The organism is Streptomyces californicus (assembly GCF_000717645.1).
Taxonomy (GTDB): Bacteria; Actinomycetota; Actinomycetes; order Streptomycetales; family Streptomycetaceae; genus Streptomyces; species Streptomyces californicus.
In genome coordinates this window covers 257,019-278,162 of record NZ_JNZZ01000008.1, presented here as the reverse complement: position 1 = coordinate 278,162, position 21,144 = coordinate 257,019, and the positions used below count along the sequence as shown (strand labels likewise).

23 protein-coding genes are annotated in these 21,144 nt (G+C 73.3%); 17 read left to right on the top strand and 6 right to left on the bottom strand.

The annotated features are described in order from the left end of the window. Positions 1 to 303: 303 nt before the first annotated feature. Positions 304 to 2,124 carry a serine/threonine-protein kinase gene (locus IF19_RS0113230; RefSeq protein ID WP_030276301.1) on the top strand — a complete coding sequence of 607 codons (1,821 nt, stop codon included), beginning with the start codon at positions 304 to 306 and terminating at the stop codon, positions 2,122 to 2,124. 146 nt (positions 2,125 to 2,270) lie between these two features. Here IF19_RS0113230 and IF19_RS0113225 read toward each other — a convergent pair whose 3' ends face one another. Further along, complete coding sequence (locus IF19_RS0113225) at positions 2,271 to 3,515, bottom strand: MFS transporter (protein ID WP_030276298.1); 1,245 nt, start codon at positions 3,513 to 3,515, stop codon at positions 2,271 to 2,273. A 153-nt stretch (positions 3,516 to 3,668) separates the two neighbouring features. On the opposite strand from IF19_RS0113225, the gene IF19_RS0113220 reads away from it, so the two are divergent. From IF19_RS0113220 to IF19_RS0113210, 3 genes are all read left to right on the top strand, one after another. Further along, positions 3,669 to 4,217, top strand: coding sequence for a TetR/AcrR family transcriptional regulator (locus IF19_RS0113220; protein WP_030113411.1), 549 nt, complete (start codon positions 3,669 to 3,671; stop codon positions 4,215 to 4,217). Positions 4,218 to 4,351: 134 nt separating this feature from the next. After that, a complete protein-coding gene (locus tag IF19_RS0113215; RefSeq protein ID WP_030113412.1) occupies positions 4,352 to 5,305 on the top strand; it encodes an aldo/keto reductase in 954 nt (317 codons plus the stop codon). A gap of 63 nt (positions 5,306 to 5,368) precedes the next feature. Next, positions 5,369 to 6,616 carry a serine hydrolase domain-containing protein gene (locus IF19_RS0113210; RefSeq protein ID WP_030113413.1) on the top strand — a complete coding sequence of 416 codons (1,248 nt, stop codon included), beginning with the start codon at positions 5,369 to 5,371 and terminating at the stop codon, positions 6,614 to 6,616. Between the two features lie 209 nt (positions 6,617 to 6,825). Here the strand turns inward: IF19_RS0113210 and IF19_RS0113205 are convergent, their stop codons facing one another. Then, entirely contained in the window at positions 6,826 to 7,470 is a 645-nt protein-coding gene (locus IF19_RS0113205; protein ID WP_030276296.1) for a TetR family transcriptional regulator, read from the bottom strand. A gap of 121 nt (positions 7,471 to 7,591) precedes the next feature. On the opposite strand from IF19_RS0113205, the gene IF19_RS0113200 reads away from it, so the two are divergent. From IF19_RS0113200 to IF19_RS0113155, 10 genes are all read left to right on the top strand, one after another. After that, positions 7,592 to 8,698: an IS701 family transposase gene (locus tag IF19_RS0113200; RefSeq protein WP_203603135.1), complete on the top strand. Its 1,107-nt coding sequence runs from the start codon at positions 7,592 to 7,594 to the stop codon at positions 8,696 to 8,698. Positions 8,699 to 8,822: 124 nt separating this feature from the next. After that, positions 8,823 to 9,266: a MarR family winged helix-turn-helix transcriptional regulator gene (locus IF19_RS0113195; protein WP_030113416.1), complete on the top strand. Its 444-nt coding sequence runs from the start codon at positions 8,823 to 8,825 to the stop codon at positions 9,264 to 9,266. Between the two features lie 336 nt (positions 9,267 to 9,602). Next, positions 9,603 to 11,048 carry an AMP-binding protein gene (locus tag IF19_RS0113190; RefSeq protein WP_030276293.1) on the top strand — a complete coding sequence of 482 codons (1,446 nt, stop codon included), beginning with the start codon at positions 9,603 to 9,605 and terminating at the stop codon, positions 11,046 to 11,048. Beyond that, positions 11,048 to 11,308, top strand: coding sequence for an acyl carrier protein (locus IF19_RS0113185; RefSeq protein ID WP_030113418.1), 261 nt, complete (start codon positions 11,048 to 11,050; stop codon positions 11,306 to 11,308). Before IF19_RS0113190 ends, IF19_RS0113185 begins: the two co-directional genes overlap by 1 nt. A gap of 119 nt (positions 11,309 to 11,427) precedes the next feature. Beyond that, the gene (locus tag IF19_RS0113180; protein WP_030189426.1) at positions 11,428 to 11,802 is read left to right on the top strand and encodes an ectoine synthase; all 375 of its coding nucleotides are present in this window, start codon (positions 11,428 to 11,430) and stop codon (positions 11,800 to 11,802) included. 56 nt (positions 11,803 to 11,858) lie between these two features. Next, on the top strand, positions 11,859 to 12,989 hold the full coding sequence (locus tag IF19_RS0113175; protein ID WP_030113421.1) for an acyl-CoA dehydrogenase family protein: 1,131 nt from the start codon (positions 11,859 to 11,861) through the stop codon (positions 12,987 to 12,989). Between the two features lie 14 nt (positions 12,990 to 13,003). Next, positions 13,004 to 13,753 carry a transglutaminase-like domain-containing protein gene (locus tag IF19_RS0113170; RefSeq protein ID WP_170757243.1) on the top strand — a complete coding sequence of 250 codons (750 nt, stop codon included), beginning with the start codon at positions 13,004 to 13,006 and terminating at the stop codon, positions 13,751 to 13,753. A gap of 239 nt (positions 13,754 to 13,992) precedes the next feature. Beyond that, positions 13,993 to 14,808 carry a maleate cis-trans isomerase family protein gene (locus tag IF19_RS0113165; protein ID WP_030113423.1) on the top strand — a complete coding sequence of 272 codons (816 nt, stop codon included), beginning with the start codon at positions 13,993 to 13,995 and terminating at the stop codon, positions 14,806 to 14,808. Then, positions 14,805 to 15,047, top strand: coding sequence for a DUF6253 family protein (locus IF19_RS0113160; protein WP_030113424.1), 243 nt, complete (start codon positions 14,805 to 14,807; stop codon positions 15,045 to 15,047). Before IF19_RS0113165 ends, IF19_RS0113160 begins: the two co-directional genes overlap by 4 nt. 55 nt (positions 15,048 to 15,102) lie before the next feature. Then, positions 15,103 to 15,855, top strand: coding sequence for a 4'-phosphopantetheinyl transferase family protein (locus tag IF19_RS0113155; RefSeq protein WP_030276292.1), 753 nt, complete (start codon positions 15,103 to 15,105; stop codon positions 15,853 to 15,855). A gap of 127 nt (positions 15,856 to 15,982) precedes the next feature. Here the strand turns inward: IF19_RS0113155 and IF19_RS0113150 are convergent, their stop codons facing one another. Then, the gene (locus tag IF19_RS0113150) at positions 15,983 to 16,861 is read right to left on the bottom strand and encodes a ScbA/BarX family gamma-butyrolactone biosynthesis protein (RefSeq protein WP_050493790.1); all 879 of its coding nucleotides are present in this window, start codon (positions 16,859 to 16,861) and stop codon (positions 15,983 to 15,985) included. A gap of 295 nt (positions 16,862 to 17,156) precedes the next feature. Here IF19_RS0113150 and IF19_RS0113145 point away from each other — a divergent pair, with 295 nt between their 5' ends. From IF19_RS0113145 to IF19_RS0113135, 3 genes are all read left to right on the top strand, one after another. Then, a complete protein-coding gene (locus tag IF19_RS0113145) occupies positions 17,157 to 17,789 on the top strand; it encodes a ScbR family autoregulator-binding transcription factor (RefSeq protein WP_030113428.1) in 633 nt (210 codons plus the stop codon). A gap of 249 nt (positions 17,790 to 18,038) precedes the next feature. Further along, complete coding sequence (locus IF19_RS0113140) at positions 18,039 to 18,752, top strand: HAD family hydrolase (RefSeq protein ID WP_030113429.1); 714 nt, start codon at positions 18,039 to 18,041, stop codon at positions 18,750 to 18,752. Next, positions 18,749 to 19,519, top strand: coding sequence for an SDR family NAD(P)-dependent oxidoreductase (locus IF19_RS0113135; RefSeq protein ID WP_030276289.1), 771 nt, complete (start codon positions 18,749 to 18,751; stop codon positions 19,517 to 19,519). Before IF19_RS0113140 ends, IF19_RS0113135 begins: the two co-directional genes overlap by 4 nt. A gap of 95 nt (positions 19,520 to 19,614) precedes the next feature. Here the strand turns inward: IF19_RS0113135 and IF19_RS0113130 are convergent, their stop codons facing one another. From IF19_RS0113130 to IF19_RS0113115, 3 genes are all read right to left on the bottom strand, one after another. Further along, on the bottom strand, positions 19,615 to 20,031 hold the full coding sequence (locus tag IF19_RS0113130; RefSeq protein ID WP_030113431.1) for a DMT family transporter: 417 nt from the start codon (positions 20,029 to 20,031) through the stop codon (positions 19,615 to 19,617). An 82-nt stretch (positions 20,032 to 20,113) separates the two neighbouring features. Then, positions 20,114 to 20,434: a DMT family transporter gene (locus IF19_RS0113125; protein WP_030113432.1), complete on the bottom strand. Its 321-nt coding sequence runs from the start codon at positions 20,432 to 20,434 to the stop codon at positions 20,114 to 20,116. A gap of 185 nt (positions 20,435 to 20,619) precedes the next feature. Then, positions 20,620 to 21,099: a nucleoside deaminase gene (locus tag IF19_RS0113115; RefSeq protein WP_030121665.1), complete on the bottom strand. Its 480-nt coding sequence runs from the start codon at positions 21,097 to 21,099 to the stop codon at positions 20,620 to 20,622. Between the last annotated feature and the right edge of the window lie 45 nt (positions 21,100 to 21,144).

The window sequence follows — 21,144 nt, the reverse complement described above, 5'->3', positions numbered from 1 at the left end:
TGCCCCGGTGGGGCATCGGCGGCGGCCCGGATCGAGGAGCGCGGGCGCCGGGGGCGGTGCCGGGGCCGGGCTCGAAGGGGCGGGGCCGGAGCGGGGCGGTGCGACGGACGGGCCTGGCCGGCTCGAAGGGGCGGCCAGGGCAGGCCGGAAGGGAAAGCGTTGCCGGGGCGGGCTCGAAGGGGCGGGCCGGGGCGGGTGGCGGAACCGGAGCGCGGGGAGGTGTGTCGTAGAGAGGGACCGTGGCCCCGCCGCCCCAGCCCGGCGGGGCTATCCTCGTGCGGGCCGCAGGGGAGGAAGCGCACCATGGAAAAGCTCGGTCCCGACGACCCGCACCGCATCGGCGCGTACCGGCTCCTCGGCCGCCTCGGCGAAGGCGGCATGGGCCGGGTCTTCCTCGCCCGCTCGGACCGGGGCCGCACGGTGGCCCTCAAGCTCGTCCACGGCGAACTGGCCGCGCGCCACGAGTTCCGCGCCCGCTTCCGCCAGGAGGTCCGCGCCGCGCACCGCGTCGGCGGCGCGTGGACCGCGCCCGTACTGGACGCCGACACCGAGGCGCCCGTCCCCTGGGTCGCCACGGGGTACGTCGCCGGGCCCTCGCTCAACCGCGTCGTCTCCGGCCGCCCCGGCGCCCCGGTCACGGCCTCGGGGGCGTACGGGCCGCTGCCGTCGCGTTCCGTACGGTTCCTGGGGTCGAGGCTCGCCCACGCCCTCCAGCACATCCACGGCGCCGGGCTCGTCCACCGGGACCTGAAGCCCTCGAACGTCCTGATGACCATCGACGGCCCCCGGGTCATCGACTTCGGCATCGCCCGCGCCCTGGAGTCCGTGCACGACGGCGAGCTGACCCGCACCGGGGTCCTCGTCGGCTCGCCCGGCTTCATGGCCCCCGAGCAGGTGCGCGGCGAGCGGGTGACCACCGCGTGCGACGTGTTCTGCCTCGGCGCCGTCCTCGCGTACGCCGCGTCGGGGCGGCTGCCGTTCGGTACGGCGGAGAGCGGCGGGGCCCACGCGCTGATGTTCCGGATAGCCCACGAGGACCCCGATCTGACCGGGGTCTCCGAGGAGCTGGCCGACGTCGTACGGGACTGCCTGACGAAGGACCCGGGAGCGCGGCCCTCCACGGACGAGATCCTGGCCCGCCTGGGCGAGGCGGACCCGGAGGAACCGTGGCTGCCCGCTCCTCTCCTCGCCCAACTCGGACGTCATGCGGTGGAGTTGCTCGACGCCGAGGACCCGGAGCCGCCGATGGGCCGGGAGCGGCCGGAGGAGCTGGGTTCGCCGGAGGGCCGGGGGCCGCTGGAGGGTCCGGAACGGCCGGCAGCGGCGGGCGCCCCGGCGGCTCCGGAGGCCCCGCACCGCACGCAGACCACCGGAGCGTCCGCCGCCCCGCCCGCGCCGGGACCGGCGCCCACCCCGGCCCCGGGTCCGGCCTCGGGTCCGTACGGGCGGCCCCAGCCCTCGGCGTACGGGTTCCCCCAGCCGCACCACCCCACCCTGCCCGGCCCGTACACCACGCCCCCGCCGCACCCCCAGCCGTACGGTGGCGCGCACCAACAGCCGCTTCCCCCGGCGCACTTCGCGCCCACGCCTCCCCCGGCCGCCCGGGAGGGCCGCTCCTTCGGGGCCACCGTCGCCCTCATAGCCGTCGCCGTGGCCGTGGCGCTGGGCGCGGGCGGGTCGGTGTACGCCTTCATGAAGGGCGGCTCCCCGGGGAAGAACGCCTCCCCCGGCCCGTCGAAGTCCGCCACGGCGGGGGCCGGCGAGGGGGCCGTCCCGGGCGGCTACCTCGGGACGTGGTCGCAGACCGAGACCACCCAACAGGGCACGATCACACGGACATTGACGATCCGTCAGGGCAAGGTCGGCGGCCAGGTGCTCGCGCTCACCACCGAGGGGCCGCTCTCGGGCGGGGCCATGTACCGCTGCGAGTTCAGCGCCCCGCTCGCCGAGCGCCCCGGGCAGGACGAACCGGTCCGCCTCGGGCCCTCCACCGTCTCCTCCGGCGAACCCCTCTCCTCCTGCAGCCCGGGGCGGCCCACCGAACTGACCCTGCTGCCGGACGACACCCTGCGGCGGTCCACCCCCGGCCCCGGCAAGAGCCTGATCTACACCAGGGCCGACTGACTCCGGAACGGCGGCTCGGCGGTCACCCGGCGGCGGCGCAGCCATCGCCCCACGACGGACCGCACAGCACCGCAGCCGTCACCGCACGACAGACCGCACAGCACCGCAGCCGTCACCCCGCGACGGACCGCACGGCACCGCGGCCGTCACCCGGCGGTGCAGCGATCCCCCTGCGGCACCGCGCCCGCCTCGCGCTCCGGCGTGCGGAGCGCGCCCGTGATCAGCGCCGCGCCGCCCAGCAGCACCAGGACCACCACCATCGCGTTCCGCAGCCCCACGTGGTCGGCGAGGAAGCCCAGCGACGGCGGTCCGACCAGGAACGCCGCGTACCCCGCCGTCGAGACGGCCGCGACCCGGGCCGAGGCGTTCCGCACGCCCTCCCCCGCCGCCGAGATGGTCACCGGGAAGCCCAGCGAGGCGCCCAGCCCCCACAACACCACCGCCGCCCCGGCGAGCAGCGCGCTGGAGGAGAAGACCACCAGGGCCACGCCCACCGCCGCGATCACCGCGCTGGCCCGGACCACGGCCGCGGGCCCGTACCGCACCAGCAGCGGCCCGCCCGTGAACCGGCCCGTCGTCATCGCCACCGCGAACAGCATGAACGTCAGCGAACCGGCCGTCGCGCTCGTCCCGTGACCGTCCACCATCAGCAGCGGCAGCCAGTCGTTGGCCGAGCCCTCCGCGAACGCCATGGCCAGCACGATCAGGCCGATCAGCACCAGCCGCCGGTCCCGCCAGACCGCCACCTGCGCCCGCCACCCGCCGCCGCGCCCGTCGACGTCGGCGGCCTCCGGCTCCTCGCGCCCCGTCCCTGCCGGGACCGCCCGCACGGTCCACGCCCCGGCCGCCGCCACCGCGAGCGCGATCGCCGCCAGGTGCCAGCCGACCGGGAAGCGCAGCGCCGTCAGCCCCATCCCCAGCAGCGCGCCGACCACGGTCCCCAGGCTGAAGCAGCCGTGCAGCACCGGCAGGACCGGACGGCCCACGGCCCGCTCGACGGCCGCGCCCTCGATGTTGAACGCCACCTCCGCGAGCCCCATCCCGGCCCCGAACAGCGCGAGCCCGCCGAACACCCCGCCGGACACCTCCAGTGCCGCGCCCCCGGCGATCACCAGGAGCCCGGCCACCAGCAGGGCGGCCCCGAGGGTGATCACCGACCGCCCGCCGTGCCGGCGTACCAGACCGCCGGAGGCCAGCACCCCGGCCATGGACCCGATCGAGAGCCCGAACAGCACCAGCCCCATCGCCCCGGTGGTCACATCCAGCGCGTCCCGGACGGCCGGCGTTCTGGCCACCCAGGACGCCATGCTCACCCCGGTGGCGAGCATGAAGAGGAAGAGCGCGGCCCGCCAGCGGCGGGTGGTCGCGTCGATGACCTGCGGGTTCTTCACGGAATTGCCTCGGCAGACGGGATGGGTACGGGGGCGTACGCGGGGGAAGGGGCATGCAGGCGTACGATCGTACGCTTCAAGGCGTACGTTCGTACACTCCCATCCGCCGCTCTATGCTGCGACGAGCACCGAGCCGACCGAGGAGGGCGCCGCATGGCGACCGGGCGCACCGACCCCGAGCGGCGGGACCGCATCATCGACGCCGCCCTCGACCTCATCGTGGACGAGGGCGTCGCGGGCGTCTCGCACCGCAAGGTCGCCGCTCGCGCGGGCGTGCCGCTGGGCTCGATGACGTACCACTTCTCCGGGATGGACGAGCTGCTGCACGAGGCGTTCACCCGGTTCTCCGGCACGATCGTCGCCGTCTTCGAGGAGCGCCTCGGCGCGGCGGGCAGCCCCGACGAGGCGCGCGAGGCCGTCGCCGACCTCGTCCACCACCTCTCCGGCGGCAACCAGCGCGAGCTGATCCTCACCCACGAGCTGTACACCCTCGCCGCCCGCCGGCCCGCCTACCGCGAACTGACCCGCACCTGGATGAGCCGCAGCCGCCGTGCGCTGGAGTGGCACTTCGACCCGGCCACCGCCCGGCAGCTCGACGCCCTCATCGAGGGGCTGTCCATCCACCGCGCCCTGGAGACCGAGCCCCACGAGCGCGCCCTCACGGTCGAGGCGATCGCCCGCATCACCGCGCCCCACGCGTAACACCCGTCGCCCCGGGCGGACTTGCCGAAGTCGTCGGAGGTCGGCAAGTCGCACCGGGTTGCTGTCCCTCCACGCCCTCGGCCTGTTGCCATGGTGAGGTCGCTTTCCTCTGTGGAGAAGGGAGTTCTCGCGGGATGCGGACCACAACACTGGGCAGGGACGGGCCGGTCGTCGGGCGGCTCGGGCTGGGCGCGATGGGACTCTCGTACCGCTACGCCCCAGGGCTGCGCGACCGGACCAAGGCGGTGTCGCTGGTCCAGGAGGCGGTGGACCTCGGGGTCAACCTCGTCGAGACGGCCGGGGCGTACGCGGCCGGGGAGAACGAGCGGCTGATCGGCGAGGCCATCCGGGGCCGGCGGGACGAGGTGGTGCTCTGTACCGGCGGCGGGCTGCTCGGCGATCCCGACGGCGGACTGCGGCCCGCGGGCTGCCCGCAGGCGCTGCGGGACGCGGTGGACGAGAGCCTGCGCCGGCTGCACGTGGACCACATCGACCTCTATCTGCTGCGCCGCGTCGACCCCGGCGTACCGCTGGAGGAGAGCTGGGGCGCACTGGCCGAGCAGGTCTGGGCGGGCAAGATCCGCATGCTGGGGCTGCCCGTCGTCACCGTGCAGGAGGCGCGCGACGCCGAAGCCGTGCACGAGGCGGCGGCGATGGCCGCCGAGGTGTCGCTGTTCACGCGGTGCGGCCTCGACGACGTCGTGCCGTACGCGGTGGAGCGCCGGATCGCCCTGCTGGCCGGGGCCCCGCTCGGGCGCGGGCTGCTGGCCGGTCCGTTCTCCCGCCACGACGACCTGCCCGCGGACGACTGGCGGCGCACCCAGCCCCGCTTCGCCCCCCGGGCCATCCGCCACAACTACGCGCTCACGCAGGCCGTCGGCCAGGTGGCCGCCCGGCACGGGGCGACCCCGGCGCAGGTCGCCCTGGCGTGGCTGCTGCGGCTCGGCGACCACGTGGTGCCGCTGCCCGGCACGCGGGCGTCGTACCACCTCGCCGAGAACCTCGGCGGCGACCGGGTGCGGCTGACCGAACAGGACGTCACCGACCTGGAGTTCCTGCCCTACCCGGCGGGCGCACCCGAGGCGTGAACCGCGCCCGGCCCGCCGCCGCACCGCCCTTCCCCCTTCTCCATCTCTTACGGAGTTCCTGACATGACCACCTCTCTGGTACGGCAGGTCCTCCCGCGGCCACGGCCTCGGGCGGCGACGACCGGCGTCCACGGAACCACCGCGACCGGGTTCGCCCCGGTGCGCCACTCCTTCGAACGGGCCTGCCGGGAGGCGGGGCCGTCCCACGCCCAGGGCGCCGCGCTCGCCGTCGTACGGGACGGGGAGCTGGTCGTCGACCTGTGGCACGGCACGGCCGACCCGGTCACCGGCGCCCCGTGGACCGGCGACACCCTCGTGCCGGCCATGACGGGCTCGCACGCCGTCCTGGCCACGGCGGTCCTGCTCCTCGCCGACATGGGGGCGCTCGCCCTGGACCGGCCGGTCGCCGACTACTGGCCGGAGTTCGCGATGCGCGGCAAGGGCAAGGTGACGCTGCGGGATGTGCTGACGTTCACCGCCCGGCTGCCGGGCATGGCGGCGGGGCTCGACCAGCGGGACGTCGAGAACCCGCGCATGATGGCCGCGCTGCTCGAACTGCACAGCCTGGAGGAGGACCCGCGGGCGGGCGGGGTGCTGCACGGGCCGTGGACCGCCGGGTGGATCGTCGCCGAGGTGGTCCGCCGGGTCGACGGCCGCGACCTCGACCTGTTCTTCCTGGAGGAGATCGCCGGTCCGCTGGGCCTCGACGTCCACTTCGGCCTGGTCCCCGACCAACTGCCGCACGCCGCCCGGATCTCGTACGACCCCGGCTTCCGGGCCCGCTTCTCGGCGCCGGACGGCGGGCCGGACGACGGCGCGGCGGACCTGTTCGGGCGGGTGTGGGACAACCCGTCGCCGTTCCCGGCGGACGTCGGGGTGTGGAGCCGGACCCGGCGGCGGTACGCGATCGTGCCCTCGCTCGGGGCGTACGCCTCCGCCCGGGGCCTCGCCCGGCTCCAGGGCGTCCTGGCCGCCGACGCCGTACGCGCCCCGGGCGAGGAGCCGCTGCTGCTGTCGCGGCGCACGCTCGACCAGGCGCGGAGCTTCTGGGTCGAGGGGCTGGACCCGCTGCTCGGCGGGGTCAGCGCGTACGGCGAGGGGGGCCTGCAACTCCTCGACGAGGGCCGCTGGCCTACGGTCCGCGCCGGGGCCTTCGGCCACCAGGGGCCCGGCGGCGTCGCCTTCCAGGCGTGGCCGCAGGCCAGGACCGGGGCGGCGTGGGTGCGCGGCCGGCTGACGGCGGCCCCTGGGGCGCGGGTGCTGGACGACGTGGCGGACGCGGTGGAGCGGGCGGCGCGGGACGGCTCCTGAGGGCGCGGCGACCCGTGCGCCCCGGGCCGTCCCCGTACCGGGGCGGTCCGGGGCGGACGCCGTCCGCCCGCCGGGGTGTCCCCCCGCGAACGGAGCACGGGGCGCCGCGGCCCCGGTCGGCAACTCATCGAGCCTTCAGCCCTGTTGACCCGGGCGCGCCTGAACTCTGCACCCCTACCGCGAGGTCGAGCGGCTCCCCTGCCGGCCGGTCACCCGGTGCTCGGGCACGTTCCGGCCAGATCCGGGGAGGCGGTCCCCTCAGGTCCCCGCTCCGGTCCGTCCGCCGCGAGGCCGTGCAGGACGACGTCCCACACCGAGTCCCACGCCGCCTCCCACGCGGTGTGCCGGGCCGCGCCCCGCGCCGCGCCGTGGGCGGCCATCGCCCCCTCCGCGAGGTGCGACAGCATCGCCACCGCGTCCTCGGGGGCCACCCCGGGGCGGAGCCGGCGGGCGCTATGGGCCCGGTCGAGCTGGGTGCGGAGCACGGGCAGCCAGATCTCGGTCAACGGCGGTGCGTCCTCGGGCGCGTCGGCCTCCAGCCTGCGGGCGGCGCGGACGAAGGGGTCCTCGTGCGCCAGCCGGACCAGTGCGCCGACGAGGGTGCGCAGCTCCCTCAACGGGTCCACGCAGGGCGGGAGTTCTTCCAGGCAGACTGTGAAGCGGGCCGATCCCGCCGTGCGCACCTCCTCGGCCAGGGCGGTCTTGTTCCGGAAGTGGAAGGTGAGAGCGCCGATGGAGGTCGCGGCCCGCCAGGCGACTCCCTGGAGGGAAGCGCCCTCGTAACCGCGCTCGGCGAACTCGTCGGCCGCCGCCTCCAACACGGTCCGGCGCGTCCTGGCCGCCCGTTTCTGCATGCGCCTTCTCCTTGGACCTCGGCAAGTAGTCGTTCTCTCCCCCTAGAAATATAACGAACATTCTCTATGTTTGTTAGTCTGCTGAGCGACGCTCACCTGGGAGGGACCCGCAGTGACGACGATGCACGAAACCGACTTGACGGCGAGCCGGCCGCTGGGCGACCTGCCCCGGCTCCTGTTCGGCCATTTGCACCGCTCCGACCAGCAGCGTTGGGGCCATGTGTACTTGCAGGGGCTGCTGCGCACGCACGGCAAGAAGACCGTGCGCCGCATGGCGGCCGTCGTGACCGGCTCGGAGGCGGCCTCGACGTCGCTGCACCAGTTCGTCAACGCCAGCCCCTGGGAATGGGGCCCGGCGCGCGGCGAGTTGGCCCGCTGGGCCGCCCGCTCACTGCCCGTGCGCTCCTGGACCCTGGCGCCGGCCGTCCTGCCCAAACGGGGCAGCCACTCGGCCGGGGTGCACCAGCGCTTCCTGCCGGAGTCGGGCCGTACCGTCAACTGCCAGCTGGGCATGGGCCTGTTCCTCGACGTCGGACGGGCCCACGTCCCGGTCGACTGGCAGCTCTTCCTGCCGCCCCGCTTCCTGCGCGACGAGGCCGAACGCGACCGGGCGAAGATCCCGGCGACAACCCGGCCCCAGCCGCTGTGGGACCAGGCGCTGTCCCTGGTACGGGAGATGACCTCCTGGTCCGGCGGGCACACGGCCCCGGTGGTGGCGGATCTGACCTCCCTGTGCGACACCACCCCGCTGACGCAGCGGCTCCAGGGCAGCGGACACTCCTTCGTCCTCGCCGTTCCGGGCCAGACCGCCCTCGGCGGGCCCGAAGTCCCGCCCGGCGAGCGGGAGTCGGCGCGCGCCGTACTGCTGCGCCGGGGCGTCCGGCACCCGGCGGGGGCGGGCCGGCAGGTCATCTCGTACGAGACGACGGTGCGCGGACTGCGACCGGACGGCGAGCGCGATCTCGGGCCCGGGCGGCTGATGGCCGAGTGGGACGCGGCCACCGGCCGGCCGGGGCGGATCTGGCTCACCAACATCACCGACCGCCACCCGGCCGAACTGCTGGAGCTCGCCCGCTCGCCCCGGGGGGCGCGGAACGCGGTCCGGCACATGGGTGAGGATTTCGGCCTCCTCGACTTCGAAGGACGCTCCTTCCCCGGATGGCACCGGCACATGACCCTCGTGTCCGCCGCCTACGCCTGCGCCACCCTGGAGGGCATGACCCCCTGACGCCATTGCTTGCCTATACAAATAAATATCGGCCAGGGAGCCCTCCCGCGCTCCCCGACCCTCCCCAGATGATTGCACAGGCATGTATCTTGGTGTCATCGCAGTCGAGAAGGGGAGCTGTTCCATGACGATCAACCAACAGCCACGCGCCGCCTCCGATCAGGCCATGTGGGAGGCCGTCCTCGGCCTGCACACCTTCGTGGAGCGCCAGCTCGCACACACCCTGCAGCGCCGCTACGGCGTCGGCCTCTCGGAGTACCGCGCCCTGGAGGTGCTCACCCAGGCCGAGAAGGGCGAGTGCCGGATGCAGGAGCTCGCGGACCAGATCGGACTGGGCCAGAGCTCGGTGACGCGCCTGGTGGGACGGCTGGACAGCGCCGGATACGCCTACAAGGACAGCTGCGCCGACGACAAGCGCGGCGTCTTCGCCGTCATCACCGAGGAAGGCCGCAAGCGCTACCAGGAAGCCCGTGCCACGTACGCCGACGTCCTCAGCTCGGCCCTCAACACCGCGAGCGCCGACGACCAGCTCGCCAGGGCGGTGCAAGCGCTGCGCAGCGCAGCCTGACGAGATCGCGCCAGACGGCGGGAGGCGCCCGGGGTGACCCGGGCCTCCCGCCGTCTTTGCATGTTCGGGCCTCCACAGCGGCCTCGCACGAACCGACAGAGCTGTGACCCAGGTCACAACAGTGGCTAAAGTATTTGCTTGACCATGCAAATGAAGGCCCGTAGATTCTTCCTCGTAGCCGGACCGGCCGCACCAGCCGATCCAGCCGCACCAGCGAGCACAGCCACATCTGTGGGGCCGGTCGAACCAGCCAGAACGGACGCACCGGCCAGATCGCCCAACCACCAAGGGGGACCGTTGCCTTCGCCTCGCCTCTTGCAGGCATTCAGCAGACACGTGCAGGAAGATCCCGGCCGCACCGCGCTCGTCGCCGGCGGCGCCCGGGTCAGCTACGCGGACCTGGAGCAGCTGGCCCGCCGGACCGCCGCGGACCTGGACGCCGTCGACCGCACGGACGTCCGCGCCCTGTGCGTACCGGCCCACAAGTCGCCGGAGACCATCGCGCTGCTGCTGGCGGCCTGGCGGCGGGGGATCAACACCCTGGTCCCCTCCCCCGGTCTCGGCGCCGCCGCGCTGGCCACGCTCACCGCCCAGGCGCACGGCCCGCTGACCGCCGTCGCGGTCCCCGGAGGCGGCGCGATCCTGTCGCGGGAGGAGAGCGACCCCGCGCTCGCGGACGGATTCAGCGCCCCGGACCCCGAGGAGTCGCTCCTCACCCTCACCACCTCCGGCTCCACCGGCGTACCGAAGCTCGTCCCCATCCGCACCGACGCCTTCGACCGCTTCGGCGACTGGGCGACGGAGAAGTTCGGGCTCGACGCCGACGCCCGGAGCCTGAGCTTCTCGCCGCTCAACTTCGACCTGGCCCTCCTCGACGTCTGGACGGTCCTGGAAGCCGGCGGGACCGTGGTCCTCGCCGACGCCGGGGCCAGCGGGGACGCCGCCTACCTGCGGGCGCTGACCAGCGACAACGACGTGACCCTGGTCCAGGGGGTGCCCCTGCTGCACCGACTCCTCGCCGCGGACGGCGCCCGCTACCCCTCGGTCCGCACGGTCGTGTTCACCGGGGAGTCCGTCTCCGAGCAGGGGCTGCGCGACACGTTCGCCGCCTGTCCGGCCGCCCGCTTCCACAACGTCTTCGGCTGCACGGAGACCAACGACAGCTTCATCGAGGACATCGACCCGGACGCCTTCGTGCACCCGCTGCCCATCGGCGCCCCGATCGAGGGCACCGAGGCGGTCCTGCTCATCGAGGGACCGGACGGCACCGAGGTCCTCCAGGGCCCCGGGACCGGCGAACTGCTGGTCCACACCCCCTTCCAGACCTGTGGATACCTCGAACAGGCCCGTAACGCCCACGCGTTCATGCCCGACCCGCGCGGCGGCGGCGCCATGTTCTACCGCACCGGCGACCTGGTCCACCGCGACGCCGACGGACGCCACTTCCTCCAGGGCCGTACCGACTTCCAGGTCAAGGTGCGCGGCGTGCGCACCAACACGCTGGAGGTCGAGACCGTCCTCGGCGCCCACCCGGACGTCGTCGAGGCCTGTGTCGTCGCCCTGCCCTGCCCCGAGGCCGGCACCCGGCTGCACGCCGAGGTGGTGCGCCGGGACGGGACCTCCCTCAGCTCGCTGGGACTGCGGGCGTACGCGGCGAAGCACCTGCCGCGCCACGCCGTGCCCAGCTCGGTCGCGCTCGCCGGCACCCCGCTGCCGAAGACCCCGACCGGCAAGCCCGACCGCAACTCGATCAAGAAGACCCGACTGAACGGAGACACGTGATGAGCACCACCGCCACCGACCCGATCCGCGACTACATCGTCCAGGAATTCCTCGCCGGCGAGGACGCCGCGGACCTGACGGACGACTTCGACCTGATCGAGAGCACCGTCGTCAACAGCCTCGGCCTGGTCCGCCTCATCTCCTGGATATCGGAGACGTACGGCATACCGGTGGACGACATCCCGCTGGAGCCGGCCGCCTACCGCACCCTCGCGGACATCCGCCGCTTCGTCTCCGAGGCCGCCCCGGCCGCGGTCTGACCGACCGCCCCCGCACTCCGCGTAACCGCCCCCCACACGCGGCGCACCAGCACGGCACGAGTTGTACCCGCACCACCTGCACACACGTCCGGAACACAACTGATGACAGGAGTTCTCCCATGATCGTCCGTTCTCTCTCCGACGTCCCCGCGGTCGAGTGGGGCAGCGGCACCAGCCACCGCCTCCTCACCGAGCAGGACGGGATGGGCTTCACCGTCTGCGAGACGCTGGTACGCCAGGGCACCTCCAGCGCGCTGCAGTACCTCGGCCACCTGGAGGCCTGCTACTGCATCGGCGGCTCCGGCGAGGTCGTCACCACCGACGGCACCCGCCACAAGATCAAGACCGGGACCATCTACGCCCTGGACAAGAACGACGCCCACCACCTGATCGCCTCCGACGACGAGGACCTCCTGCTCGTCTCGGTCTTCAGCCCCGCCCTGCGCGGCGACGAGAAGCACTCGCTCTCCGACGACGGCTTCTCCCGCTACTGATCCGCACCCCGGCTCCCCCAGCGTCCGCGACCGGCGAAAGGCAAGGCAGAGCACCCATGGCAGCAGAGAACGACACGGACACCTACGGCCTCACCGCGCCGTACGCCGACGAGCTGAACGACGACGTCACCCGCTGGGACCGCGCCGGCGAGTTCCCGCACGAGAAGTGGAAGCCGCTCCAGCGCTCCGGCCTCTTCACCCTCCCCTTCGCCCCGGAGCACGGCGGCGCGGGCCGGACGCTCACCGAGACCATGGCCGCGCTGGAGGGCCTCGGCCACACCAGCCGGGACGCCGGCCTCAACTTCTCCGCCTCCACGCAGATCGTCAGCGTCGGCATCCCGCTCCAGGCGTTCGGCTCCGCGGAGCTGCGCGAGCGCTACCTGCCGCGGGTCACCTCGGGCGAGGCCATCACCGCGCACGCCATCACCGAACCGGGCCACGGCTCGGACGTGATGAACATCCGCACCACCGCCGTCCGCGACGGCGACGACTACGTGCTCAACGGCGGCAAGCTGTTCATCACCAACGCCCCGGTCGCCGACCTCTTCCTGCTGTACGTGCGCACCGGCAAGCCGGGCGCGTTCGGGCTGAGCACCTTCCTCGCCGAGCGCTCCACCCCGGGCCTGACGGTCGGCGAGCCGCTGGACACGATGGGGCTGCGCACCTCCCCGATCAGCGAGGTGACGCTCACGGACGTCCGGCTGCCCGTCGCGAACCGCCTCGGCAGCGAGGGCGCCGGCTTCCTGATCATGGATTACGTGATGAAGCGGGAGGTCCTCTTCTCCTTCGCGGTCAACCTCGGCGAGATGACCCACCGCCTCAAGCGCGTCGTCGAACACGCCACCACGCGGCAGCAGTTCGGTGCCTCGATCGGCAAGAACCAGGCCGTCGCGCACAAGATCGCCGACATGCGGATCGCGGTCGAGACCGCCCGCAAGTGGCTCTACGACACCGGCCGCAAGGTCGAACAGGGCAAGGACGCCTCGCTGGACGTGGCCGCCACCAAGATCGTGGTCAGCGAGGCCAACCAGCTCACCGCCCGGCACGCCATCCAGATCTTCGGGGCCCGCGGCTACCTGACCGACACGGGCATCGAGCGCGAGCTGCGCAACGCCACCGCCGGCTCCATCTACTCCGGCACCAACGAGATCCAGCGCAACTGCATCGCCGCCCTGATGGGCCTGTGACGAGAGGCAACGCCATGACCGAGACCCTGACCGAAGCCACCTCCGCGCAGCCGGCCGCCGGCGCCGCGGCCGAGCGGTTGACCGCCGAGGACCTCGCCCGCCTCACCGAGGCCACCGACTTCCTCGACCACCGGCACCCGACCGTCCGGGCGTTCGTCGACAAGGCCCTCAAGGGGACCGACCGCGAGACCGCCGGACCGGTCGAGCTCGCCGTCACCCTCTACTACGCGGTCCGCGACGGCATCCACTACGAGGTCTACGGCGCCGACCTGTCGCCCGAGGGCCTGCGCGCGTCCAGCATCATCACCGGCGGCAAGGGCTTCTGCCTGCACAAGTCCGTGCTGTACGCGGCCTGCTGCCGCGCGGTGGGCATCCCGGCCCGGCTGCACTACAGCGACGTCCGCAACCACCTGGCCTCCGACCGGCTGCGCTCCTACATCGGCGGGGACGTCTTCTTCCACGGCCTGGCCACCGTGTACCTCGACGGCCGCTGGCTCCAGGTGACCCCGGTCTTCAACAAGCTGCTGTGCCGGCTGTACGGCATGACCCCGCTGGAGTTCGACGGCCGCTCCGACAGCCTCTACCACCCCTTCGACGCGCAGGGGCGGCAGAGCATGGAGTTCCTCACCGACCACGGCGACTTCGACGACGTCCCGTACGCGTTCGTGATGGAGAACATGCGCCGCAAGCACCCGAAGTTCCTCGACGAGGGCGGCACCGGCACCGTGAGCGGCGGCTCGCTCGCCGACGAGGCGACCGCCTGACCCCGGGCCCGGCACCGCCCCCGGACCCGCACGCGCCGCCGGGCCCGCACCCCCGTTCGTCCCCGCACGCCCCGTTCGCCCCCGCACACCCCTTGGCACCGGCACCCCTTCCGTACCCGTACGCCTTGCGTACCCGCACCCCCTTCCGTACCCGTACGCCCCCTCGTACCGGCGCCGCCGGCGGAGGTCCGTACCGGCATTCCCGCAGAAGAACGGCAGAAGAAGAGGAGAGGCACCCCATGACGCAGTTCCAGGCCCGTGAGGACGGCTGGGGCGCGGTCGCCCGCGTCGGCGTCGTCGTTCCGCACGCGGACGTCGGGCCCGAGTCCGAGCTCCAGGCGATGGCGCCGCGCGACGTCTTCATCCACGGCTCCCGCGTCCACTTCGGGGCGATGCGCCCCGGCGGGGAGATGGACCCCAAGATCCCGCACGACCCGGTGCGCGCCTTCATCGACCCGCCCTTCATCGACGACGCCGTCGAGCTGCTGGCCGCCTCCCCGCTGGACTCCATCGCCCTCGGATTCACCAGCTCCTCCTACGTCCTGGGCGCCGACGGCGAGCAGAAGCTGTTCGAGCGGCTCGCCGAGCGCACCCGCGGCATCCCGCTCACCGGCACCGCGCACGCTGCCGCGGCCGGCTTCCGCGCCCTGGGCGCCGAGCGGATCGCGCTGGTGAACCCGCCGTGGTTCGACGACGAGCTGTCCGCCCTGGGCGCCTCCTACTTCGGCGAGCGCGGCTTCGACGTCGTCCACCACGCCCCCTGCGGCCTCCCCAGCAACCAGAAGCTGATCACCCCGGAGGCGCTGGTGAAGTGGATCGAGTCCGACGTCGCCCCGCACCGCCCCGACGCCGTCCTGGTCGCCGGCAACGGCATCCGCGCCGTCGGCACCATCGCCGGCCTGGAGGAGACCGTCGGCTTCCCCGTCCTCACCGCGAACCAGGTGCTGTTCTGGCACGCGCTGCACGCCGCCGGCGGCAGCGGGGCGGCCGCGCGGATCACCGACTACGGCGCCCTGTTCCAGGTCGTCCCCGAGGCCGGGAGCGTGGCGCGATGAGCCTGCTGCCCGCGTACGGCTACCAGGCCGCCGTGCAGGAGACCTGCGACACGCCGGAGTACCACATCCCGCTCGTGTGCTGGCACGACGACGACACCGGGGTGCGCGGGATGGTGCTGTACCGCGGGGCGCTGCGCCCCGCGGAGCAGGTACCGGGGTTCCGGCGCTACCTCGCCTCCGAGGACCTGGGGCAGTACGCCACGACCGGCCCGTGGCCGCTGCTCGCAGCAACCGCCTGATCCGACCCGTGGCGGGGGCCGGCCGGGCCCCCGCCGCATCAGGAGCCGTATCGACATGACACACGACTTCACGTGGTCCGACGCGCCCCCGGGCGAGGTCCTCGATCCGGTCGGCATCTGGATCGTCCGGGCCCCGGCCGGGCAGCGCCTCCCGCCCGACGGGTCCGCGCCCCCGTGGCTGGACGAGAAGGAGCGCAGCCGGCTGGCGTCGATCCCGCAGCAGTCCGGCCGCGAGTCCTACGCCTTCGCGCACTGGGCGCTGCGCAGCGTGCTCGGATCCTCGCTCGGCTGCTCCCCCGGCAGCGTCGGCTTCCTGCGGCAGCCCTGTCCCGGCTGCGGCGGGGCGCACGGGCGGCCGGCCATCCGCAGCCCGGCCCCGGATCCGGCCGGGGAGCCCCTGGAGTTCTCGATGTCGCACAGCGGGGACCACGTCGCCATCGCGGTCGCCGAGGCCACCATCGGCATCGACATCGAGTCCTGGCCGACGCCGGAGTCGGTCGCCGGCTACCTGCCGTTCCTCCACCCCAGGGAGCAGCAGTGGCTCGGCGGCCGCGCGGGCGACGAGCTGGTCCGGGACTTCGCCCGGCTGTGGACCCGCAAGGAGGCCATGGCCAAGGCGACCGGGCAGGGGATGGCCGCCGTCATGAACCGGCTGGACCTCACCGGCCAGCCGCTCGGCTGGCGGGTGCGGCAGCTGCTGGCCCCGCCCGGGTACGAGGCCAGCTTCGCGGTCCCGGCCTCGGTGCACGTATCGGTGACGGTGTACGAGGAACTGCCGCAACCGATGCCGGAGTTGGCCCGGGCATGAGCACGCGGCAGGGCCGGTCCGGGGCACGAGCGCACCGGAGCCGGCCCGGGCACGAGCGCGCGGCGGGCGGTCCGTGTCTCCCTTCCGGGAGGTACGGGCCGCCCGCCGCGTCATGCCGCGGGGGGCGTCAGTGGACGGTCACATCGGCGGTGAAGACCTGGACCCCGTGCTGCTCGACGCGGAGGGGGATCCGGCGCCGGCCCGTACCGGCGGAGACCGGCTCCCCGGCCACGACGACGGTGGGCGCGTCGAACTCGACGTACCGGATGAAGTCCGTCTTCATCCCGATGACCGCCGCGCCGGGGCCGGCGACGTCGTGCGCCGCCTGCCGCGCGGCCTCCAGCAGCAGCATGCCGGGCACATGGTCCACCACGTGGTCGAAGAGCACCGGGTGGGAGGGGTCCACCCGCAGCAGCCACCGGCCGGGGCGCTCGCCGCCCAGCGCCGGGGAGAGCACCACGTCCTCCACCCGGTCGCGGCCCACGCGGTGCGGCTCCACCGGCGGCCCGACCGGCAGGCAGCCCTCCTGGGCCGCGTCGAGGTCCGCGTAACTCCCGCGCAGGCGCCGGTAGATGGCGGCGGGCTGGTTGTTGAAGCGGGTGTGCGCGATGCCCATCAGCCGCTTGCCCAGGTAGACGTCGATGTCCATCGTCATCCCGGCGAACCGGGCGCCGCGCCGGATCACGTCCGAGCAGGACACCACCATGCGCACCTCGTCCTCGCCGGTGGTGACCAGCGAGGCGAGCGGCTCGACGGCGAAGCTGAAGTCCTCCCACGCCTGCTTGTACTCCCGCGGCACGTCGTGCACGGCGTGGGAGAGCAGCGGGACGGTCTGGCGCACGGTCTCCGCGAGCAGCAGCGGGTCGTACGAGCCCCCCGCCGACCGGTAGAAGTCGTGGCCCTTCGGCCAGCGCGCCGTGACCACGTACTGGTTCGGGCTCGCCTCTAACCAGGACGTGAGCAGGACTTCCTCGCCCCGAAGCTTGTGCACCTGCCACTGGTGCACCTGCGACTGCTGGACCGGTCTCGCGTCACGGCTCAGAACAGAAACAGACAACTTGGCCCCCCAAGGTCGACGGTTGACGCGGGGTGACCGGAGAGCGATCGGTGATCAGCTCTCCGCGGCCCCGCTCCAAAAATAATGTTCCTTTTGTTTTCTCAAGTCAAGGGGGATCCTCCCGTCGATATTCCCTCGGGGCGATCTGATCGCAAAACCAACTCGACTACCACATAACGGACTTGCCTATCCCCCTGTTCACCTGGCTAACATAAGGAGCATTCTTTTTGGGAAGGTGAGAGTCATGGCACAACCGAAACAGGAGCGGGCGGAGCAGACCCGTCGCGCCCTCCTGACCGCGGCCGCCGAGGTCTTCGACGAGTTCGGCTACGCGGGAGCCAGCATCACCCGCATCCTCAAGCGAGCCGGCGTGACGGCGGGAGCGCTCTACTTCCACTTCGGCTCCAAGGAGGACCTGGCGAAGGCGGTGATGAACAGCCAGCCGGAGACCCTGGTGCCGCTGCTCGCCGCCGGCGGCCTCCAGCGGCTCATCGACCTCACCCTCGTCTGGTCCTGGCAGCTCCAGCGCGACCCGCTGCTGCGGGCCGGCGTCCGGCTGACCAACGAGCAGGCGTCCATCAACGGCACCCTCAACGCCGACCCGTACGAGAACTTCCGCGGGATCATGGTCGGCTGCCTGCACGAGGCGCTGGAGTCCGGCGAGCTGCAGCCGGGCGTGGACCCGGTCGTGGTCGCCGAGTTCGTGGTGGCCGCGTGTACGGGCATGCAGATGTACTCCAACGTGGTCAGCGGCCGCAGCGACCTTCCCGAACGCACCCAGCAGATGTGGAACCTGATCCTGCCGGGGCTCGCGGTCCCGTCCGTGATCACCCGCGCCGAGACGTCACCCGCGCGCGGCAGTGCGCTGATGCCCTGACCTGCGGCAACGCGCTGCCGCCCAGGCTCACGGCAATGCGCTGACGCCCTGACTCACGGCGGTGCGCCGACGCCCCGACCGGAGCGGCCTCCCGGGCCGCTCCGCCCACAGCCGTACCCGGCCGGCGCTTCCCACCGGCCGGCCCTTCAGCACGACCAGCACACCCGACATGCCCCGCACGTTCGGCATGCCCAGCACCACGGCTGTCCTGCCCCGCTCCGCCCGTTCCGACGAACCCTACGGAGAAGCATGCTCACCCTGCGCCTGGCCGCCCTGAACATCGACGGTGTCCTGCTCAACGACACGTTCAGCCCGGTGATCCACCACTTCATCACCACCCGGGGCGGTACGTACTCCGCCGAGCTGGAGAGATCCGTCTTCTCCCAGCCGCAACACATCGCCGGCCGCCTGCTCGCCGCCGCCACCGGCGGCTCCATGAGCGGCGAGGAGGCGCTCGCCGCCTACTTCGAGGACCGCGCCGCCCACCTCGACCGCCACCCGGTCACGATCACGCCCGGCACGGAGGAACTCCTCGTCCGGCTGCGCGCCGCCGGGCTGCGCACGGTCTGCTACGGCGGCCTGGGCAAGGACCACTTCGACCGTCATCTGGGCCGGTACGCCGAGCTGTTCGACGGTCCCGGCTACGTCTGCACCAACGACTTCCGCCCCGGACTGAAGGAGATCACCCGGGACGTGTTCGGCCTCCGCCCCGAGCAGGCCCTCTTCGTGGACGACGTGGCCAAGGTCGCCGACGTGGCCCGCGAGCTGGGCGCCGGCTTCGTCGGCCGCCCCTCCACCTTCGTCCACAGCCACCAGCGCGCCCTCATGGAGGAGTCGGGCGTACGCCATCTGATCGGCGGCCTCGACGAGATCGACGACGGCCTGGTCCGGCGGATCGACCGCGACCTCGCCTCGGGCACGTTCTGGGACGCCGCTCCGGTCGCGGCCGGGACGGCGGCGTGACGCCGGGCGGACCGCTGCTGGCCGGCAAGGTCGCGCTGATCACCGGCGCCTCCAGCGGCATCGGCGCCGCCGCGGCCCGGCTCTTCGCGGACGAGGGCGCGGCCGTCGTCCTGGTGGCCCGCCGGGCGGAGAGGATCGAGGAGGCCGCCGAGCGGATCAGGAAGGACGGCGGCCGGGCCGCGGCCGTACCGGGCGACGTCACGCGCCGGGCGGACATGGACCGCGCGGTCGCCGTGGCCGCGGAACGGTTCGGCCGCCTCGACTGCGCCTTCAACAACGCCGGGCACGCGAGCGCCGGAACGCTCCTGCACGAGCTGTCCGACGACGAGTTCGACCGGACCCTCGACGTCAACCTGCGCGGGGTGTGGAACTGCCTGCGCGCCCAGCTCCCCGCCCTGCTCGCGGCCGGCGGCGGCGCGATCGTCAACACCTCCAGCGTCGCCGGGGTGCGCGCCACCTCCGCGTCCGCGCCCTACGTGGCGGCGAAGCACGCGGTGCTCGGCCTGACCCGGGCGGCCGCCGCCGAGTACGGCGAGTACGGCATCCGGGTCAACGCGCTCGTGGTGGGCAGCACCGACACGGAGATGATGGACGGCGTCCTCGCGGGCGGGCCCGCCGTCCGCGCCGGCTTCGGCGGCAAGGCGATCCAGCGGCGTCTCGCCGAACCGAGCGAGATCGCCCGCACCGCCGCCTGGCTCTGCTCGGACGCCTCGTCGTTCACCACGGGGGCCGCCCTCGCCGTGGACGGCGGCCGCACCGCCGTATGACGCCGACGCCTCCGGCGGCCGCTCCCCTTCCGTGGAGGGGGGGCAGCCGCCGGGGGCGTACTGTCGCGCGGTGCACCGCATGCGGTGGTGGCGCGTCAGACCTGGAGGGCGCCGGGCCGGTTGGTGGCCTGCGGCTCGGCGGCCGGGGCCGCGACCGCCTCGGGCTTCGTGCGGTCGGCCAGCTTCAGCCAGATGACGCCGACGATGATGACGGCCAGCCAGATGCCCTTGGCCAGGGTGAGCGTCTCGTCGAAGAACAGCGGGCCGAAGACCGCCGCGCCGACCGCGCCGATCCCCGCCCAGACCGCGTAGCCGATGCTGACGTCGATCGTGCGGAGGGCCAGGCTGAGGGCGTAGAGGGTCAGCAGGAAGAAGACCACGGCGACCAGGGACCAGGTCAGCTGCGTGAAGCCTTCGCTGCCGCCGACGGCGAGCGCGTAGCCGATCTCGAAGACACCGGCGAGCAGAAGGGAGAGCCAGGCGTTGGTGGAGCTCTTGGCCGCGTTGGACATGGGAGGTGGTTCCTCTCTCAGAGGTGTCGTCAGGGGTGTGCGGGGTGGGCCGCTTGCGGCGCCGGTGAGCGGTGCGCGGGGCTCAGGCGGAGCCGCTGAGCTGCAGGCCGACGACACCGCCGATGACGAGGAGGATGCCGATCGCCTTGTTGATGTTCAGGCGCTGGCCGAAGAAGAGCGCGCCGAGGACGGTGATGCCGACGCCCGCGACGGACGTCCACAGGGCGTAGCCGACGCCGACGTCGAAGGTCAGCAGCGCCTTGCTGAGGAAGAAGGTGGCGGCGGCGCCGCTGGCCAGGGTGATCCCGGTCCACTTGCGGTTCTTGAAGCCCTCGGCCTTTCCGGCGGCGATGGCGACCGTGATCTCGAAGGCGACGGCGATGGCGAGGTAGAGCCAGTGCATGGCTGGTCCTTCCGTGCGGTGGGTGCGAGAGGTGGGGTGGAGCGTGGAGCTGGGGTGCGGGGGCGCGGGGCGCCGTTTCGGCCTCCCGGCCGGCGGCGGCGCGGGGGCCGCGCGGGCCGCGTCACGTCGGGGACGGGGTGCGGCGGTCGTGCCCGGGACGGCGGGCGGTGGCGGGCGGGCCCGGGTCAGTACCGGGAGCGGTCCATGGTGAGGAAGTCCTGGAACGGCTGCTCCGCCTCGGGGAGATGGAGCGCGGTGACCTTGAGGGGCCAGCGCTCGGGGTCCTCGGCGAAGAGGGTGTACGTGCTCGTGTAGTCGAAGCCGTACCGTGCGGCGGTCCGGCGGTCGGCGGCGTGGACGATGTGGCCGACGCCGGCGAACCGGGCCGCCATGTAGCACAGGGCGCACGGCTCGCCGGAGGCGATCAGGGTGGCCCCCGCCACGGCGCGGATGCCGTGCCGGGTGGTGGCCTCGCGGATGGCGACGACCTCGGCGTGCGCGGTCGGGTCGTTGTCCTCGCGGACCCGGTTGAAGCCGGTGCCCAGGATGCGCCCGCCGCCCACGACCACTCCGGAGAACGGGATGCCGCCCTGCGCGACGTGCTCGCGGCTGAGCCGGATCGCCTCGTGGGCGTAGCCCATCAGTTCGCTGTCGTGTGTACCCATGGCAGTTCGTCTCCCGAGTTGCCCTGCATCGACCATCGTCATCGT

Excerpts from the sequence above, each read along its gene's own strand:
- IF19_RS0113230 (WP_030276301.1), top strand. The coding sequence starts at position 304 with ATGGAAAAGCTCGGTCCCGACGACCCGCACCGCATCGGCGCGTACCGG.
- IF19_RS0113220 (WP_030113411.1), top strand. The coding sequence starts at position 3,669 with ATGGCGACCGGGCGCACCGACCCCGAGCGGCGGGACCGCATCATCGAC.
- IF19_RS0113215 (WP_030113412.1), top strand. The coding sequence starts at position 4,352 with ATGCGGACCACAACACTGGGCAGGGACGGGCCGGTCGTCGGGCGGCTC.
- IF19_RS0113210 (WP_030113413.1), top strand. The coding sequence starts at position 5,369 with ATGACCACCTCTCTGGTACGGCAGGTCCTCCCGCGGCCACGGCCTCGG.
- IF19_RS0113205 (WP_030276296.1), bottom strand. The coding sequence starts at position 7,470 with ATGCAGAAACGGGCGGCCAGGACGCGCCGGACCGTGTTGGAGGCGGCG.
- IF19_RS0113200 (WP_203603135.1), top strand. The coding sequence starts at position 7,592 with ATGCACGAAACCGACTTGACGGCGAGCCGGCCGCTGGGCGACCTGCCC.
- IF19_RS0113195 (WP_030113416.1), top strand. The coding sequence starts at position 8,823 with ATGACGATCAACCAACAGCCACGCGCCGCCTCCGATCAGGCCATGTGG.
- IF19_RS0113185 (WP_030113418.1), top strand. The coding sequence starts at position 11,048 with ATGAGCACCACCGCCACCGACCCGATCCGCGACTACATCGTCCAGGAA.
- IF19_RS0113180 (WP_030189426.1), top strand. The coding sequence starts at position 11,428 with ATGATCGTCCGTTCTCTCTCCGACGTCCCCGCGGTCGAGTGGGGCAGC.
- IF19_RS0113175 (WP_030113421.1), top strand. The coding sequence starts at position 11,859 with ATGGCAGCAGAGAACGACACGGACACCTACGGCCTCACCGCGCCGTAC.
- IF19_RS0113170 (WP_170757243.1), top strand. The coding sequence starts at position 13,004 with ATGACCGAGACCCTGACCGAAGCCACCTCCGCGCAGCCGGCCGCCGGC.
- IF19_RS0113165 (WP_030113423.1), top strand. The coding sequence starts at position 13,993 with ATGACGCAGTTCCAGGCCCGTGAGGACGGCTGGGGCGCGGTCGCCCGC.
- IF19_RS0113160 (WP_030113424.1), top strand. The coding sequence starts at position 14,805 with ATGAGCCTGCTGCCCGCGTACGGCTACCAGGCCGCCGTGCAGGAGACC.
- IF19_RS0113155 (WP_030276292.1), top strand. The coding sequence starts at position 15,103 with ATGACACACGACTTCACGTGGTCCGACGCGCCCCCGGGCGAGGTCCTC.
- IF19_RS0113145 (WP_030113428.1), top strand. The coding sequence starts at position 17,157 with ATGGCACAACCGAAACAGGAGCGGGCGGAGCAGACCCGTCGCGCCCTC.
- IF19_RS0113140 (WP_030113429.1), top strand. The coding sequence starts at position 18,039 with ATGCTCACCCTGCGCCTGGCCGCCCTGAACATCGACGGTGTCCTGCTC.
- IF19_RS0113130 (WP_030113431.1), bottom strand. The coding sequence starts at position 20,031 with ATGTCCAACGCGGCCAAGAGCTCCACCAACGCCTGGCTCTCCCTTCTG.
- IF19_RS0113125 (WP_030113432.1), bottom strand. The coding sequence starts at position 20,434 with ATGCACTGGCTCTACCTCGCCATCGCCGTCGCCTTCGAGATCACGGTC.
- IF19_RS0113115 (WP_030121665.1), bottom strand. The coding sequence starts at position 21,099 with ATGGGTACACACGACAGCGAACTGATGGGCTACGCCCACGAGGCGATC.